Source organism: Streptomyces durhamensis (assembly GCF_000725475.1).
In the GTDB taxonomy this organism is placed as follows: Bacteria; Actinomycetota; Actinomycetes; order Streptomycetales; family Streptomycetaceae; genus Streptomyces; species Streptomyces filipinensis.
On the sequence record NZ_JNXR01000035.1, the window covers coordinates 33,729 to 48,674 of the forward strand.

Below are 14,946 nucleotides of genomic sequence, written 5' to 3' on the forward strand. Positions count from 1 at the left end.
CCCTTCGACTGAGGAAGGCGGCGACATGACCGACCCCAACGCCATCCAGCCGAGCGCGCTCGACCAGCTCCCGGACCGCGACCCGGAGGAGACCGCCGAATGGCAGGCCTCCCTCGACGCCGTCGCCAGGGAGGCCGGGCCGCACCGCGCCGCGTACCTGATGCGGCGCACGCTGGAGCGCGCCGAGGCGGGCGGCATCGCGCTGCCGAAGCTCCTCGAGACGGACTACGTCAACACCATCCCCACCTCCGCGGAGCCGGCGCTGCCCGGTGACCCGGAGATGGAGACCCGGATCACCGCCTGGAACCGCTGGAACGCGGCCGCCATGGTCACCCGCGGCAGCAAGTACGGCGTCGGCGGCCACATCGCCACCTTCGCCTCCGCCGCCTGGCTGTACGAGACCGGCTTCAACCACTTCTTCAAGGGCAAGGAGGGCGACGGCTCCGGCGACCAGTTGTACATCCAGGGCCACGCCTCCCCCGGCATCTACGCCCGCGCCTTCCTCGACGGCCGGCTGAACGAGCACCACCTGGACAACTTCCGCCAGGAGTCCGGCGGCAACGGCCTGCCGTCGTACCCGCACCCGCGGCGCCTGCCCTGGCTGTGGGAGTTCCCGACGGTGTCGATGGGCCTCGGCCCGCTCTCCGCGATCTACCAGGCGCGCTTCAACCGCTACCTCACCAACCGCGGCATCAAGGACGTCTCCGCCTCCCACGTCTGGGCCTTCCTGGGCGACGGCGAGATGGACGAGCCGGAGTCGACGGCGGCCCTCGCGCTCGCCGCCCGTGAGGAGCTGGACAACCTCACCTTCGTCATCAACTGCAACCTGCAGCGCCTCGACGGCCCGGTGCGCGCCAACTTCAAGATCGTGCAGGAGCTGGAGGCCCAGTTCCGCGGCGCCGGCTGGAACGTGATCAAGACGCTGTGGGGCTCGGCCTGGGACGAGCTGTTCCAGCTCGACACCACCGGCGCGCTCGTACGCCGGCTGCGCGAGGTACCGGACGCGCAGATCCAGACGTACCAGACCCGGGACGCCGCCTACATCCGCGCCGACTTCTTCGGCAAGGACCCGGCGCTCGCCGAGATGGCGAAGCTGCTGAGCGACGACAAGATCCTCGAGATCTTCCACCTCTCGCGCGGTGGTCACGAGGCCCGCAAGGTCTACGCCGCGTACAAGGCCGCCGTCGAGCACAAGGGCGCGCCGACCGTGATCCTGGCCCAGACGGTCAAGGGCCACACCCTCGGCGAGGGCTTCGCGTCGAAGAACGCCAACCACCAGATGAAGAAGCTGACGGTGGACGAGTTCAAGACGATGCGCGACCTGCTCGGCCTGCCGATCAAGGACAGCGACTTCACCGACGGCGTGGTCCCCTACGGCCACCCGGGCGCCGACTCCCCCGAGGTCCGCTACCTGCAGGAGCGCCGCGCGGCCCTCGGCGGCCCGGCCCCGGCCCGCCGTACGCACGCGCTGGCCCCGCTGCCCGCCCCCGCCGGGAAGGCCTTCACCTCCTTCGACAAGGGCTCCGGCTCGCAGAACGTGGCCACCACCATGGCCTTCGTCCGCCTGGTCAAGGACCTGGTCCGCGACAAGGAGACGGGCAAGCGCTGGGTGCCGATCGTCCCCGACGAGGCGCGCACCTTCGGCATGGAGAGCCTCTTCCCGTCCCTGGGCATCTACTCCCCCAAGGGCCAGACGTACGAGCCGGTCGACCGCGACCAGCTGATGTACTACAAGGAGGCCAAGAACGGCCAGATCCTCAACGAGGGGATCACCGAGGCCGGTTCGATGGCCGACTTCATCGCCGCGTCCAGCGCGTACGCGACGCACGGCGAGGCGATGATCCCGTTCTACATCTTCTACTCGATGTTCGGCTGGCAGCGCACCGCCGACCAGATGTGGCAGCTCGGCGACCAGCTCGGCCGCGGCTTCCTCGTCGGCGCGACGGCGGGCCGTACGACCCTCACCGGTGAGGGCCTCCAGCACGCCGACGGCCACTCCCCGGTGATCGCGGCGACGAACCCCGCCGCCCTCACCTACGACCCCGCGTTCGCCTACGAGGTCGCGGTGATCGTCCGTGAGGGTCTGCGCCGGATGTACGGCGAGGCCAAGCCGGGCGAGGACCAGAACGTCTTCTACTACCTGACGGTCTACAACGAGCCGCTGCCGCAGCCGGCGAAGCCGCAGGGCCTCGGCATCGACGAGGGCATCGTCAAGGGCCTGTACCGCTTCAACACGGCGGAGTCCGCGGGCGTGACCGTGGCCGCCGACGCCCCGCGCATCCAGCTGCTGAGCTCCGGTACGGCGATCCACTGGGCCCTCGAAGCCCAGAAGATGCTCGCCGACGAGTGGGGTGTCGCGGCCGACGTGTGGTCCGCGACCTCCTGGTCCGAGCTGCGCCGGGACGCGATGGAGGCGGACGCCGCCCTCCTGCGCGGCGAGGAGCGGGTGCCGTACGTCCGTCAGGCGCTGCAGGGCGCCGAGGGCCCGGTGCTGGCGGTCTCCGACTACATGCGCCAGGTCCCGGACCAGATCGCGCAGTGGGTCGAGCAGGACTGGTCCTCGCTGGGCGCCGACGGCTTCGGTCTGTCGGACACCCGTGAGGCCGCCCGCCGCCACTTCGGCGTCGACGCGCCGTCGATCGTCGTCGCGGCCCTGGCCCAGCTCGCCAGGCGCGGCGAGGTGAAGGCCACGGCGGTCAAGGAGGCCCGCGAGAAGTACGGGCTGTAATCGGCCCAGGGTTCGACGAAGGGGTACGGCGGCCGCCGTACCCCTTCTCTCTTTTTCTCTCGCTGCCCGCCCGGCCGATGTCAGGGGTCCCGGCATCATGAAGGGCATGCGTGCCGCTCGGCTCATCAAAATGGTCCTCCTTCTGCAGTCCCGGCCGTCCATGACCGCCGCCGAGCTCGCCCGCGAGCTGGAGGTGTCGGAGCGGACGGTCACGCGCGACGCGCAGGCGCTGTCGGAGGCGGGGGTGCCGGTGTACGCGGACCGCGGGCGGGCCGGCGGCTACCGGCTGGTCGGCGGGTACCGGACCCGGCTGACGGGGCTGGCCAGGAGCGAGGCGGAGGCGTTGTTCCTCGGCGGGGTGCCGGGGGCGCTGCGCGAGATGGGCCTGGAGGACGCCCACTCCGCCGCCCGGTTGAAGGTGTCCGCCGCGCTGTTGCCGTCCCTGCGCGACGCCCCGGACAGCGCCGCGCAGCGCTTCCATCTGGACGCGCCGGCCTGGTTCCGGGAGCCGGAGCCGCCCGCGCTGCTGCCGGTGGTCGCGGAGGCGGTGTGGGACGACCGCCGGGTCGCCGCCCGGTACCGGCGCGGCGAGGAGGAGGTGGAGCGGCGGCTGGAGCCGTACGGGCTCGTGCTGAAGGCGGGTGTCTGGTACCTGTGCGCGCGGGTGGCCGGCGGTGGCTCGTTCCGGACGTACCGCATCGACCGGTTCACTTCGGTGGACCCGCTGGAGGAACGCTTCGCCCGTGATCCGGACTTCGACCTGCCCGGTCACTGGGCCGAGCAGGCCGAGCGGTTCGCGCGTTCGCTGCTGTGTGCCGAGGTGGTCGTACGGTTGTCCCCGCAGGGCGTGCGCGGGCTGCGGTACGCGGTCGACCCGGTGTCGGCGCGTCAGGCGCTGGGCCAGGTGGGCGAGCCGGACGGGGCGGGCTGGGTGACGGTGACCCTGCCGGTGGAGTCCGAGGAGGTCGCACAGGCGCAGCTGACGGCGCTCGGGGCGGACGTCGAGGTGCTGGCCCCGGCGAGCCTGCGGGCGCGGTTCGCGAGGAACGCGGCCCGGCTGGCCGCGCTGTACGGCGGCACGGAGGGTGGCCCCGTCGGTGGTGCGGAGGGTGGGGCGGACGCCGGATAACGATCCGCCGCACTACGGCGCACTCCGCGTGCGTCCGTCCGGTGAAGGCCCGATGCTGGTGCCGTGATGGACGAGACGGAGTTCTGGGAGCTGATCGACGCCACCCGCGAGGCCGCCGAGGGCGATCCCGAGGAACAGGCGGACGTGCTCGTGGACCGGCTGCTCCAGCTGGACCCCGACCTGGTCCTGGACTTCGCCCGTCACTTCGAGGCCCGCTACAACCGCGCCTACCACTGGGATCTGTGGGGCGCCGCCTGGGTGCTGCTGGACGGGGCCAGCGACGACGCGTTCGACTTCTTCCGCTGCTGGCTGATCGGCCAGGGCCGGGAGGTGTACGAGGGCGCCGTGCACGATCCGGACGCACTGGCCGAGCTGCTGGGCGATTTCGACGAGGAGATCGACGGCGACGGCGAGGAGCTGGGCTATGCGGCGGACGAGGCGTACGAGCAGTTGACCGGCACGGTCGCGCCCGATCTGGGGATCGCCCCGGCGCCCGCCGAGCCGGCGGGAACGCCGTTGGACTTCGAGAACGAGCGGGCGCTCGCCGAACGCTTTCCCCGGCTGTGGGACCGCTTCCGGGAGTGAGCGGCGCCGGCTCAGCCGGCCGTGCGCCGGCGGGTGCTGTCGGCCGGCAGGCAGGCCGGGGTCCGGTCGGCTTTCACGGCGTGGTGCAGCGGGGCGGCGTCGGCCTGTTCGAGGGCGGACGCGGTGACCGCGGCGGGGCCGAGGACGACGGTCGCGGCCACGCAGACCACCGCCCAGGGACGCCACCCGGTCCGCGGCCGGGACGGCTGCTGCGCGGCTTCGGTACGGGTACGGCTGCTCTTCATGATCCCCACCTCCGGTCGGGCGCGGGGCTCTCAGGAGGCTGCGTGGCGGCTATGGCGTTCCTGTGGGCCGGGGCGGCGGCGCGGTCGGGCCGTGGCCGGCGGCGCTGCCGGGGCCGGCGGTGCGTCCGGGGACGGCGGTGCGTCCGGGGACGGCGGTGCGGCTGGGGTGGGCGGTGCCGCTGGGGTGTGCGGTGCGGCCCTGGAGGCGGGCGGCCTGTTCCCTGATCTCGGGGAGGCGGGCGGCGAGGGCGGCGCCGGGGCAGCTGGTCATGAACCCGGCGTTGTGGCCGGCGACGGCGGGCAGGGTGGCGGTGGCGCCGGTGCGGTAGCGGCTGTGGCTGCTGCTGGACACGAGGCGGACGCTCGCGCGCGGGTCGACGTCGGCGAGACCGAGTTTCCAGGCGGTCAGGGCGGCGATCGCGTCGGTCATGGCCCGCGGCACGGGGACGCCGGCGGTGAAGGTGCCGAGGGCGGCGATGCCGGCCGTGCGGTGGTTGAAGCCCAGGGTGTGGGCGCCGGTGACGGGCCGGTCGACGCCGCCGGCGCGGCCTTCGTAGATGGTGCCGCAGCGGTCGACGAGGAAGTTGTAGCCGATGTCGTCCCAGCGGCGGTCGCCGGTCTGGCCGGCGTACAGGTGCTGGATGATGCGCGGCGCGTCGGCGCAGTCGTACGCGCTCGGCGAGTCGGTGTGGTGGAGGAAGACGGCGACCACCTTGTCGTCGTAGCGCGGGGGCGGCTGGGTGCGCTGGGCGGTGCCCAGCCAGACCGAGCGGGGCACGATGCGCGGGCGGGCGGCGCGGTGGGCCGGGGCGCGGGCCGGCCCGGGCCGGTCGAGACGGACCGCCTCGGGGCGCTCGGCACCGCGGGCATACAGCACGAGCGTGAGGACGGCCACCAGAGCGGGCAGACAGCCGATCAGCACCAGCAGCACCCCGGGCCCCCGCCGCCGGATGCGGTTCCGCGCCCGCGACGCCTTGCGCGGCGCGGGCGGCTGCGGCGGCCCAGGGGTGTCGGCGGCTGCCGAGGGCCCCTGGCTCCCGGCCGCCTCGAAGACCCCTGCCACCGGTCCCCCGGAGCCGATCGCTGCCCCGGCCACCCCCGCGCCCTCCGACACCCCGGGCGCCGTCTCCCTGGTCCCGAGCGCCCCAGCCACCACCGACGACCCCAGGCCCTCCGAAACCCCGGAGGACCCCTCCGTCCCGAGCGATCGGGCCCCTGCCGACTCCTCCGAACCCTCCGAATCCCCGGGAAGCGCCTCCCCGGTCCCGAGCGCCCCAGCCACCACCGACGACCCCGACCCCTCCGAAACCCCGGAAGACTCCCCCGTCCCAAGCGCCCCGGACACCACCGACGACCCCAGGCCCTCCGAAACCCCGGAAGACTCCCCCGTCCCAAGCGCCCCGGACACCACCGACGACCCCAGGCCCTCCGAAATCCCGGAGGACTCCTCCGTCCCGAGCGATCGGGCCCCTGCCGACTCCTCCGAGCCCTCCGAACCCCCGGAAAGCGCCTCCCCGGCTACCGATGGCCCCGAGGTCTCGGCAATCCCGGAGGACTCCTCCGCAGGGAGCAACCCGGGCCCCGACGCCTCCGAGCTCCCGTACGTCCCGGTCCCGGCCGTCCCGGGCGGCCTCTCCCCGGTCCCGGTAGTCCCGGAGGCCGGCCGCAGGCCCGGCAGCTCCGATGTTCCGGACGGTTCCCGCGTCCCGGGTGTCTTGGACGTCCCCGAAGTGCCGGAGAGCTGCTGCGGCCCGGAGGCTTCCCGCATTCCCGAGGTGCCGGACGTCCGCTCCGGCTCGGAGATCTCCCCCGTCTCCGCGCTCTCCGGTGTGCCGGGCCTCTCCGGCCCACCGAGCCTCTCCGGTGTGCCGGACCTCTCCGACACACCGAGCCCCTCCGGTGCTCCGGGCCTCTCCGGTACCCCGGGCCTCTCCGGGACACCGGATCTCTCCGGGATTCCAGATCTCTCCGGTGTCCCGGGCCTCTCCGGGTTTCCCGGCTTGCCCGGTGTCCGCCGGGTGCCGGGCCTGCGCAGTGTTCTTCGGACGGCGTGCATGGTCCCACTCTCGGGGCCCCGGGCCGTGCCCGCGATGTGCGCTGTGCCACCCGGAGGAACCATCGTCCCGGTCCGGGACGTTTCTGGGGGTACACACATACGTGGCCGGTTCGCCGTCCGGTGGCCGTGCCCTCTGTGGGTGACTGATCACCGGGCCCGTCCCGTCCGTACTGAGGGGTCCGAGAGAAAGGCGGCTCCGTGGACCTGCTCGACCTGGTGCTTGTGCTGGTCATCCTCGTCTACGCCGTGTCCGGTTACCGGCGCGGGCTGGTGGCCGGCTGTGTCTCGCTGGCCGGGTTCGTCGGCGGTGCCGTCGTCGGCGTCTGGGTGCTGCCCTGGGTGACCGGCCTGGCGGAGCGGGGTACGGCGCAGGCGACCGCGCTCGCGGTGGTGACGGTGCTGGTGCCGGCGGTGGTGGGCCACGAGCTGGCGGGGCGGCTGGCGCTGAGGCTGCGCGGGGAGCTGGACCGGGGGCCGCTGCGGGTGGCGGACGGGATAGGGGGCGCGGCGGCGAACTCGGTCGCGGTGCTGATCGTGGCCTGGGTGGCGGCGAGCGTGCTGGCCGCGGCCCCCTCGCAGTCCCTCGCCACGGCGATACGGAACTCGACGCTGCTGGGCGCGGTGCAGCAGGCGATGCCGGACACGACGCCCGCCTGGTTCTCGCGGGCCACGTCGGCTCTGACTCAGGCCGGTTTCCCGCAGGTCTTCAACCCGTTCGAGAACGAGTCGACGGCCCGGGTGGCGCGGCCCTCGGGTGACAGCGTCACCCCGGCCGCGACGCGCGCCGCGAAGCTGAGCACGGTGAAGATCGAGGGTGTGTCGGGCAACGAGGGCCGGGAGGGCAGCGGGTTCGTCTACTCCGCGCGGCACGTGATGACCAACGCGCACGTGGTGGCGGGCATCGACCACCCGAGCGTGCGGGCGGGCGGCGTCGGACGGTCGTACGTGGCCCGGGTGGTGCTCTTCGACCCCGACCGGGACGTGGCGGTGCTGTACGTGCCGGAGCTGCGGGCCCCGGTGCTGCACTTCGACACGAGCGCGGTGCGCGGCGACTCGGCGGTGGTGGCGGGCTATCCGCAGGACGGCAGCCTGAACCTGCAGGCGGCGACGGTGGCGAGCCGGGTGCGGGCGACGGGGCAGAACATCTACAGCGACGGCGTGGTCACCCGGGACATCTACTCGGTCCGCTCCACGGTCCGCCCGGGCAACTCCGGCGGACCGCTGCTGACCACGGACGGCCGGGTGTTCGGTGTGGTCTTCGCCCGTTCCACCTCGGACGCCGAGACGGGGTATGCGCTGACGGCGGACGAGGTGGCGGTCGACGCCCGGCAGGCGGCCAGGTCGACGGCGCGGGTGGACACGGGGCAGCTGGTCAGCTCCTGACGGTCACAGGCGCCGGCCCATGAGCACGTCGTCGACATAGGCGCCGTCGAGGAAGAACTCCTGCGGCTGCACTCCCTCGACGGCGAACCCCTCGGACGCGTACAGCGCGCGGGCCGGGGCGTTGTGCCCGAGCACGCGCAGGCTCAGCCGCCGTGCGCCGCGTCCGCGCGCCTCCTCGATCGCGGCCCGGATCAGTGCGCGCCCGAGGCCCTGCCCACGCGCCTCCTCGGCGACGGCGAGGCCCTGGATCTGCAGGACGTGCGCGTTGGAGGCGAGCGGGGTGGGGCGGGCGATCCGGACATAGCCGGCGAGCCGCCCGCCGGTCTCGGCGACCAGGTAGTCCCGCGGGACGTGGCGCTCGTCGAAGAAGGGCCGGTAGGGCGGCTCGGGTCGCGGCGCCACGGCGTGCAGGGTGGACCAGGTGGCCCGGTCGAGGACGGCCAGGGCCTCTTCGTCGTCGGCCATGGCGATGCGTATGTACGGCTCCGGCATGACGAGCACCCTACGGGGGGTGGCGGAGCGCCTCACGGGGTTTTCGCCGGGGCATCCTGGGGCCATGGAGCCTATGCGAATCGCCGTGGCCGGCGCGTCCGGACTCATCGGCAGCGCCCTGGTGCGGTCGCTGACCGCGGACGGGCACGAGGTGGTACGGCTGGTGCGCCGACCGGCCGCGGGGCCGCATGAGGTCTGCTGGGACCCGGAGGGGCGGGCCGTCGCGAAGACCGCGGCCGGGCTGACCGGTTGTGCCGCGGTGGTCAACCTGGCCGGGGCGGGGATCGGCGACCGGCGCTGGACGCCGTCGTACAAGCGGCAGCTGCGGGACAGCCGGGTGCTGGGCACGACGGCTCTGGCGGAGGCGGTGGCCGCGCTGCCCGAGCCGCCGCGGGTGTTCGTCAACGGCAGCGCGATCGGCATCTACGGCGACACCGGCGACCGGGTGGTGGACGAGGAGGCGCCGCCGGGGGACGGTTTCCTGCCCTGGTTGTGCGTGGAGTGGGAGGAGGCGGCGGCGCCCGCGCAGGAGGCGGGCGTGCGCACGGTGTTCGCGCGGACGGGGCTGGTGGTGGCGCGGGGCGGTGGGGCCTGGGGGCGGCTGTTCCCGCTGTTCCGGGCCGGGCTCGGGGGCCGGCTGGGCGACGGGCGGCAGTACTGGTCGTACATCGCGCTGCACGACGAGGTCGCCGCGATCCGGTATCTCATCGACCACGACACGCTGTCCGGCCCGTTCAACCTGACGGCCCCCGAGCCGCTGACGAACCGTGAGATCACGGCGGCGATGGCGCGTGTGCTGCGCCGCCCGGCGCCGTTCGCGGTGCCCGCACCGGTGCTGCGGGCGGCACTGGGCGAGCTGGCCGGGGATGTGCTGGGCAGTCAGCGGGTGGTGCCGAGGCGGCTGTCGGCGTCCGGGTTCCGGTTCGCGTTCGCGGGGATCGACGACGCCATCCGGGCGGCGTGACGCGCACGGGAGACCTCCTGCGCGCTTCTGCAGCCTCCTGAGATTTCTTGTGACTGTATGCGACCTCCATGCGACCGTGCCCTGTCGGTGCGCGACTGTTTATGACCGATCGCAGCCCTAACCTCGACCCGAACTCGGGTATCGCTGGAGCCAGTTGGGGGCATGACGTCTCCACCGGCCGCGCAACCACAGGAGGGGCCTCGTGCTTGAGCCCGCGTACCAGGTGGACGTCGTCATCGTGGGAGCCGGCATCGCCGGGCTCTCGGCGGCTCATCGGCTGACCAGTGCCGGAATCTCGACCGCAGTCCTGGAGGCCGCCCCGTACGCCGGCGGCCGCATGTCCACGGAGAAGGTCGACGGCTTCCGGCTCGACCGCATCGGACAGCTGCTGTCCACGTCCTACCCCGAACTCCGTACGACCCCCGGCCTGGACTCCCTGGTCCTGCGCGCCTTCGCACCCGGCGTCCTGCTGCACCGCGACGGACGCGCACAGCGCGCGGGCGCACCGGCGGCCGGAGGGAGCGCAAGGGGCGCACTCCATGCTGTGCGCGCCCTTGCAAGCGCCCCCAGGGGGCCGGCGCCCACTCCCGCCCGGGTCGGCACGCCGGTGGGCGGCGCGGTCGACCAGGCCCGGCTCGGCGCCGCCCTGGGCCGGATCGCCGCCACCCCGGTCGAACGCATCCTGGCCCGCCCCGAGATGCCCGCCGGCCAGGCCCTCGCCCAGCGCGGGGTGCCGGGACGCACGATCGACGGCTTTCTGCGCCCGCTGCTCGCCACGCTGCTGTGCGATCCGGAGCTGACCACCTCCAGCCGGTGTGCCGACCTCGCGCTGCGCTCCTTCGCGAGCGGCCTGCTGTGTGTGCCGGAGGGCGGCGCGGAGATGCTGCCGGAGCTGCTGGCGCGGGCACTGCCGCCCGGCACCGTGCACACCGGGGTGCGGGTCAGCTCGGTGGCCACGACCTCGGTGACCACCGCCGAGCACGGCCCGATCCGCTGCCGGGCGGTGCTGCTGGCGACCGACGCGCGGGCCGCGGCGGAGCTGCTGCCGGGCCTGCGGGTACCGGACTTCCACCCGGTGACCGTGGTCCACCACACCACCGACGACCCGGCGCCGGCGTTCGCGGCGGGCACCTCGCTGCTGCTGGACGCCGACCGCGGCGGGCCGGTGGCGCACACGGCGGTGCTCAGCAACGTGGACCCGAGCCGGGCGCCGGGCGGCCGGGTGCTGATCTCCTCGACGGTGCTCGGCACCCCGCCCGAGGGCGTCGACACCGCGGTCCGGATCCACCTCGCCCGGCTCTACGGCACCTCGACGCGCCGCTGGGAGACGCTGGCCGTGCACCACACCCGGGAGGCCGTCCCGGCCATGCGCCCCCCGCACGACCTGCGCCGCCCGGTACGCCTGCTGGCCGGCCTGTACGTCTGCGGCGACCACCGCGACACCAGCACCATCCAGGGCGCCCTGCACTCGGCCCACCGGGCCGCGTCCGCGATCCTGGCGGACCTGGGCGCCGCGGGGTCGATGCATCGCGCGGATCCGGCACCCACGCTGCCGAGGGCGGCGTAGGCGCCCGAACGGGCGCGGGGACCCGCGCGGCCGGCCACGACGGCGCGTGACCGAGCGGACGACCGGCACCGGCACGGCGAGTGGGCCATGGCCGGTTCGGCACCGCGGGTCACCACCGTCGTGGCCGGGCACCACCGCGGCGGGCGGAAGCGCCTACCCCAGGGCGGCGACCTTCTCCCGGTACCCCCTCACCGGAGCCGCGTCCCGGTACGGCTCCAGCCGGCGCTCGAAGTCCCGTACGTACTCGATCGCCCGGGCCGACCTCATCTCCGCGGCCTGGCCCGCCGCCTCGACGGCCAGCGCGCACGCCTGGTCGAGTTCGCCGAGGCCGAGCCGGGCCGTGGCGAGGACGACCCGGCAGAAGAGCCGGCTGCGGGCGTGGGAGGGCGCGCGGAGCTGGAGCGAGCGTTCGGCGTGCTGGGCGGCCGCCCGGAACTGCTGCAGATCCCGGTGACAGTGCCCGAACTCGTCGGCGAGCTGTGCCTCGTCGAAGAACGTGGCCCAGTACGGCACGTCGTCCCCGGGCCGGGCCGCCTCCAGGGCGCGCTCGGACCGCACGAGCGCCGCCGTGCACGCCCGCACCTCGCCGAGCACGCCGTGCGCCCTGGCTTCGGAGGCGTGCAGCAGCGCCTGCACGACCGGCGGGCCACCGGTGCCGGCGCCCTGCTGGGCGACCCGGGCCAGCTGGACGGCCTCCCTGCCGTGGCCGAGATAGACGGCCTGGCGGCTCATGGTGACCAGGACGTAGGAGCCGTAGGCGCGGTCGCCGGCCGCCTGGGCGAGCCGCAGGGCCTGCACGAAGTAGCGCTGGGCGAGGCCGTGCGCGGCGATGTCGTACGAGGTCCAGCCCGCGAGCCGGGTCAGGTCGGCGGCGGCGCCGAACAGCCGGCGGCCGGTCTGCTCGTCGTAGGCGCCGCGGAGCATCGGCTCGCACTCGTGCTCCAGGTAGCGCACGAGGGCCTGCCGGGCGTGGCCGCCGCCGTAGCGGTCGTCGAGGGTGCGGAACAGCTCGCCGACCGAGCGCAGCGCGTTGATGTCCCCGTTGGTGACCTTGTGGCCGGGGCCGCGCTCGGCGTGCCCGCGCGCGCGGGGCGGCAGCGTGAGCACCGGCCGGCCCTGCGGCCTGGCCGGGGCGGGACGGCCCTGCGGGGGCACCCGGGGTGTCTGCTCGCGGGCCACCTTGTCGTCCGGCTTGCCGATCAGCCAGTCCCGGCTGGGCACCACGAGCCCGGCCGGGGTGAAGGCGATCTTGCGCAGCTCGGCGTGGCTGCCGGAGTCCTTGCGCCACAGCCCGCTGACGATGTCGACGGCCTCCTCGGGGGTGGCGGCGAACTCCAGCCCGGCGTACACCGGCGCGCACGCGTCCAGGCCGAGATCCTGGGCGGTGAGCCGGCGCCCGAGCCGGCGGGTGAAGACCTCGGCGATGAGGGCCGGGGTCGTACCGCGCGGCTGCTGCCCGCGCAGCCAGCGGGTGACGGAGGTCTTGTCGTATCTCAGGTCCAGCCCGTGCTCCAGCCCGAGCTGGTCGACGCGACGAGCCAGACCCGCGTTGGAGAACCCCGCCTCTGCGATGAGCGCGGCGAGCTGGCGGTTGGGGGTGCGCTGCGCGGGTCGGTCCGTCATCTGCGGTGCGGTCTCCTGCCTTCCGTGCCTCTGAAGTGCCGGATTGCCTTTGAGCAGCCCTTATGGCCGCACGAACGGCGTGAATGTAGCGGAGAGTGAGCGCCCGATCACACGCTTCCCACCGCATTCATCCGATCGTGTGAGGAAAGCCCGCAGGGCTGACGTACGCCGGTCGGTCGTACAGTGGCGTGGGCGCGTCACGCGCCTGACACACCGGTCGCTGAGGGAGGCGCTTGCCGTGAGTGAGCTGCGGTTCGTCCGCATGGGGTTCGGCGCGGACGCCGTCGACTACCAGGAGGCCTGGGACGAGCAGCGCCGGGTGCACGCGGCGCGCTTCGCCGACGAGGTCCCGGACACCGTGCTCCTCCTGGAGCACCCCCCGGTCTACACCGCCGGCCGTCGCACCGAGGACAGCGAGCGTCCGCTGGACGGCACCCCGGTCATCGACGTGGACCGCGGCGGCAAGATCACCTGGCACGGCCCCGGCCAGCTGGTGGGCTACCCGATCCAGAAGCTCCCGCGCCCGGTGGACGTGGTCGCGCACCTGCGCCGGCTGGAGGAGGTCATGATCCGGGTGTGCGCCGAGTTCGGCATCGAGACCTCCCGGGTCGAGGGCCGCGCCGGCGTCTGGGTCCTCGGCGACCCGGTCGAGCAGCGCCCCGCGCTCGGAGGACTCACCCTCGACTTCGACCCGCGCGCCACCGACCCCGAGTTCGACCCCCGGCTCAACGGCCCCGAGTACGCCCCCTCCAACGCCGGCCAGCGCCGCGAGGACCGCAAGATCTGCGCCATGGGCATCCGCGTCGCCAAGGGCATCACGATGCACGGCTTCGCCCTGAACGTGAATCCGGACACCTCGAACTTCGACAAGATCATCCCGTGCGGGATCCGCGACGCGGGCGTCACCTCGCTCTCGCACGAACTCGGCCGCGAGGTCACCCTCGACGAGGTCCTGCCGGTGGCCGAGAAGCACCTGCTGGACATCCTCGGGAACGCGGACCTCAAGCCGCGGGTGATCGAGAGGGCAGGCGCCTGAGCCGCTCGGCCGTCCGGGGGAATGCGCCCTGCGACCGTGAGGTTGATCTCACCGGCAGGGCGCAATGAACACGGGCGTACCCTGGTGTACGCCGAAGAATCAAAGCTTAGGGAGCCGGTCGTGTCCGCAGTCGCACCCGACGGACGCAAGATGCTGCGCCTGGAGGTCCGCAACAGCCAGACCCCCATCGAGCGCAAGCCCGAGTGGATCAAGACCCGGGCGAAAATGGGCCCCGAGTACACGAAGATGCAGAACCTCGTGAAGAGCGAGGGCCTGCACACGGTCTGCCAGGAAGCCGGCTGCCCGAACATCTACGAGTGCTGGGAGGACCGCGAGGCGACCTTCCTCATCGGCGGCGACCAGTGCACCCGGCGCTGCGACTTCTGCCAGATCGACACCGGCAAGCCCGAGGCCCTGGACCGCGACGAGCCGCGCCGCGTGGGTGAGTCCGTGGTCACGATGGACCTGAACTACGCCACCATCACCGGCGTCGCCCGCGACGACCTGGAGGACGGCGGCGCCTGGCTGTACGCCGAGACCGTGCGCCAGATCCACGCGCAGACGGCCCAGCGCGAGAGCGGCCGTACGAAGGTCGAGCTGCTGGCCCCCGACTTCAACGCGGTCCCCGAGCAGCTGGCCGAGGTCTTCTCCGCCCGCCCCGAGGTCTTCGCGCACAACGTCGAGACGGTCCCGCGGATCTTCAAGCGCATCCGTCCCGGCTTCCGCTACGAGCGCTCCCTGAAGGTCATCACCGAGGCCCGCGACTTCGGCCTGGTCACCAAGTCCAACCTGATCCTCGGCATGGGCGAGACCCGCGAGGAGGTCAGCGAGGCGCTCAGGCAGCTGCACGAGGCGGGCTGCGAGCTGATCACCATCACCCAGTACCTGCGCCCCTCCGTGCGGCACCACCCGGTCGAGCGCTGGGTGAAGCCGCAGGAGTTCGTGGAGCTGAAGGAGGAGGCCGAGCAGATCGGCTTCTCCGGCGTCATGTCGGGTCCGCTGGTGCGCTCGTCGTACCGGGCCGGGCGGCTGTACCAGATGGCGGTCGAGAAGCGTGGTTCCTACATCGCTTCCCAGGCGGTGTGAGCACGGCGTGTGAATTCACGCACAAGCACTTACCGGCCAGTAATGGCCGAGT

12 protein-coding genes are annotated in these 14,946 nt (G+C 73.5%); 8 read left to right on the plus strand and 4 right to left on the minus strand.

Annotated elements, in window-relative coordinates; translation table 11 throughout:
• Positions 1-25 precede the first annotated feature (25 nt).
• The 3 genes from aceE to IO33_RS0136315 all read left to right on the plus strand — a co-directional run bounded on the left by aceE (position 26) and on the right by IO33_RS0136315 (position 4,442).
• Complete coding sequence (gene aceE, locus IO33_RS0136305) at positions 26-2,728, plus strand: pyruvate dehydrogenase (acetyl-transferring), homodimeric type (protein WP_031173100.1); 2,703 nt, start codon at positions 26-28, stop codon at positions 2,726-2,728.
• Between the two features lie 106 nt (positions 2,729-2,834).
• Positions 2,835-3,857, plus strand: a complete 1,023-nt coding sequence (locus tag IO33_RS0136310) for a helix-turn-helix transcriptional regulator (RefSeq protein ID WP_051927163.1) — start codon at positions 2,835-2,837, stop codon at positions 3,855-3,857.
• Positions 3,858-3,923: 66 nt separating this feature from the next.
• Positions 3,924-4,442: a DUF4240 domain-containing protein gene (locus IO33_RS0136315; protein ID WP_031173104.1), complete on the plus strand. Its 519-nt coding sequence runs from the start codon at positions 3,924-3,926 to the stop codon at positions 4,440-4,442.
• An 11-nt stretch (positions 4,443-4,453) separates the two neighbouring features.
• On the opposite strand, the gene IO33_RS0136320 is transcribed toward IO33_RS0136315, so the two are convergent.
• Together IO33_RS0136320 and IO33_RS0136325 are read right to left on the minus strand one after the other, a co-directional pair.
• Positions 4,454-4,687, minus strand: coding sequence for a hypothetical protein (locus IO33_RS0136320; protein ID WP_031173106.1), 234 nt, complete (start codon positions 4,685-4,687; stop codon positions 4,454-4,456).
• Positions 4,688-4,736: 49 nt separating this feature from the next.
• The gene (locus tag IO33_RS0136325) at positions 4,737-5,609 is read right to left on the minus strand and encodes a peptidoglycan recognition protein family protein (protein ID WP_078964036.1); all 873 of its coding nucleotides are present in this window, start codon (positions 5,607-5,609) and stop codon (positions 4,737-4,739) included.
• Between the two features lie 1,332 nt (positions 5,610-6,941).
• On the opposite strand from IO33_RS0136325, the gene IO33_RS0136330 reads away from it, so the two are divergent.
• The gene (locus IO33_RS0136330) at positions 6,942-8,126 is read left to right on the plus strand and encodes a MarP family serine protease (RefSeq protein WP_031173112.1); all 1,185 of its coding nucleotides are present in this window, start codon (positions 6,942-6,944) and stop codon (positions 8,124-8,126) included.
• A 3-nt stretch (positions 8,127-8,129) separates the two neighbouring features.
• Here IO33_RS0136330 and IO33_RS0136335 read toward each other — a convergent pair whose 3' ends face one another.
• The gene (locus IO33_RS0136335; RefSeq protein ID WP_031173115.1) at positions 8,130-8,618 is read right to left on the minus strand and encodes a GNAT family N-acetyltransferase; all 489 of its coding nucleotides are present in this window, start codon (positions 8,616-8,618) and stop codon (positions 8,130-8,132) included.
• Between the two features lie 64 nt (positions 8,619-8,682).
• Here IO33_RS0136335 and IO33_RS0136340 point away from each other — a divergent pair, with 64 nt between their 5' ends.
• Both IO33_RS0136340 and IO33_RS0136345 read left to right on the plus strand, forming a co-directional pair.
• On the plus strand, positions 8,683-9,582 hold the full coding sequence (locus tag IO33_RS0136340) for a TIGR01777 family oxidoreductase (RefSeq protein WP_031173116.1): 900 nt from the start codon (positions 8,683-8,685) through the stop codon (positions 9,580-9,582).
• Between the two features lie 202 nt (positions 9,583-9,784).
• Positions 9,785-11,149 carry an NAD(P)/FAD-dependent oxidoreductase gene (locus IO33_RS0136345; protein WP_031173119.1) on the plus strand — a complete coding sequence of 455 codons (1,365 nt, stop codon included), beginning with the start codon at positions 9,785-9,787 and terminating at the stop codon, positions 11,147-11,149.
• Positions 11,150-11,302: 153 nt separating this feature from the next.
• Here the strand turns inward: IO33_RS0136345 and IO33_RS0136350 are convergent, their stop codons facing one another.
• A complete protein-coding gene (locus IO33_RS0136350; protein WP_031173122.1) occupies positions 11,303-12,772 on the minus strand; it encodes an NsdA family TPR-like regulatory protein in 1,470 nt (489 codons plus the stop codon).
• Between the two features lie 238 nt (positions 12,773-13,010).
• On the opposite strand from IO33_RS0136350, the gene lipB reads away from it, so the two are divergent.
• On the plus strand, positions 13,011-13,808 hold the full coding sequence (gene lipB / locus IO33_RS0136355; RefSeq protein WP_031173124.1) for a lipoyl(octanoyl) transferase LipB: 798 nt from the start codon (positions 13,011-13,013) through the stop codon (positions 13,806-13,808).
• Between the two features lie 120 nt (positions 13,809-13,928).
• Positions 13,929-14,894 (plus strand): lipoyl synthase, encoded by a 966-nt coding sequence (gene lipA, locus IO33_RS0136360; RefSeq protein ID WP_031173126.1) that lies wholly within the window; start codon positions 13,929-13,931, stop codon positions 14,892-14,894.
• Positions 14,895-14,946: the final 52 nt, after the last annotated feature.

Bases quoted from the DNA above. Each gene is read 5' to 3' on its own strand.
- aceE (WP_031173100.1), top strand. From the start codon at position 26: ATGACCGACCCCAACGCCATCCAGCCGAGCGCGCTCGACCAGCTCCCG.
- IO33_RS0136310 (WP_051927163.1), top strand. From the start codon at position 2,835: ATGCGTGCCGCTCGGCTCATCAAAATGGTCCTCCTTCTGCAGTCCCGG.
- IO33_RS0136315 (WP_031173104.1), top strand. From the start codon at position 3,924: ATGGACGAGACGGAGTTCTGGGAGCTGATCGACGCCACCCGCGAGGCC.
- IO33_RS0136320 (WP_031173106.1), bottom strand. From the start codon at position 4,687: ATGAAGAGCAGCCGTACCCGTACCGAAGCCGCGCAGCAGCCGTCCCGG.
- IO33_RS0136335 (WP_031173115.1), bottom strand. From the start codon at position 8,618: ATGCCGGAGCCGTACATACGCATCGCCATGGCCGACGACGAAGAGGCC.
- IO33_RS0136340 (WP_031173116.1), top strand. From the start codon at position 8,683: ATGGAGCCTATGCGAATCGCCGTGGCCGGCGCGTCCGGACTCATCGGC.
- IO33_RS0136350 (WP_031173122.1), bottom strand. From the start codon at position 12,772: ATGACGGACCGACCCGCGCAGCGCACCCCCAACCGCCAGCTCGCCGCG.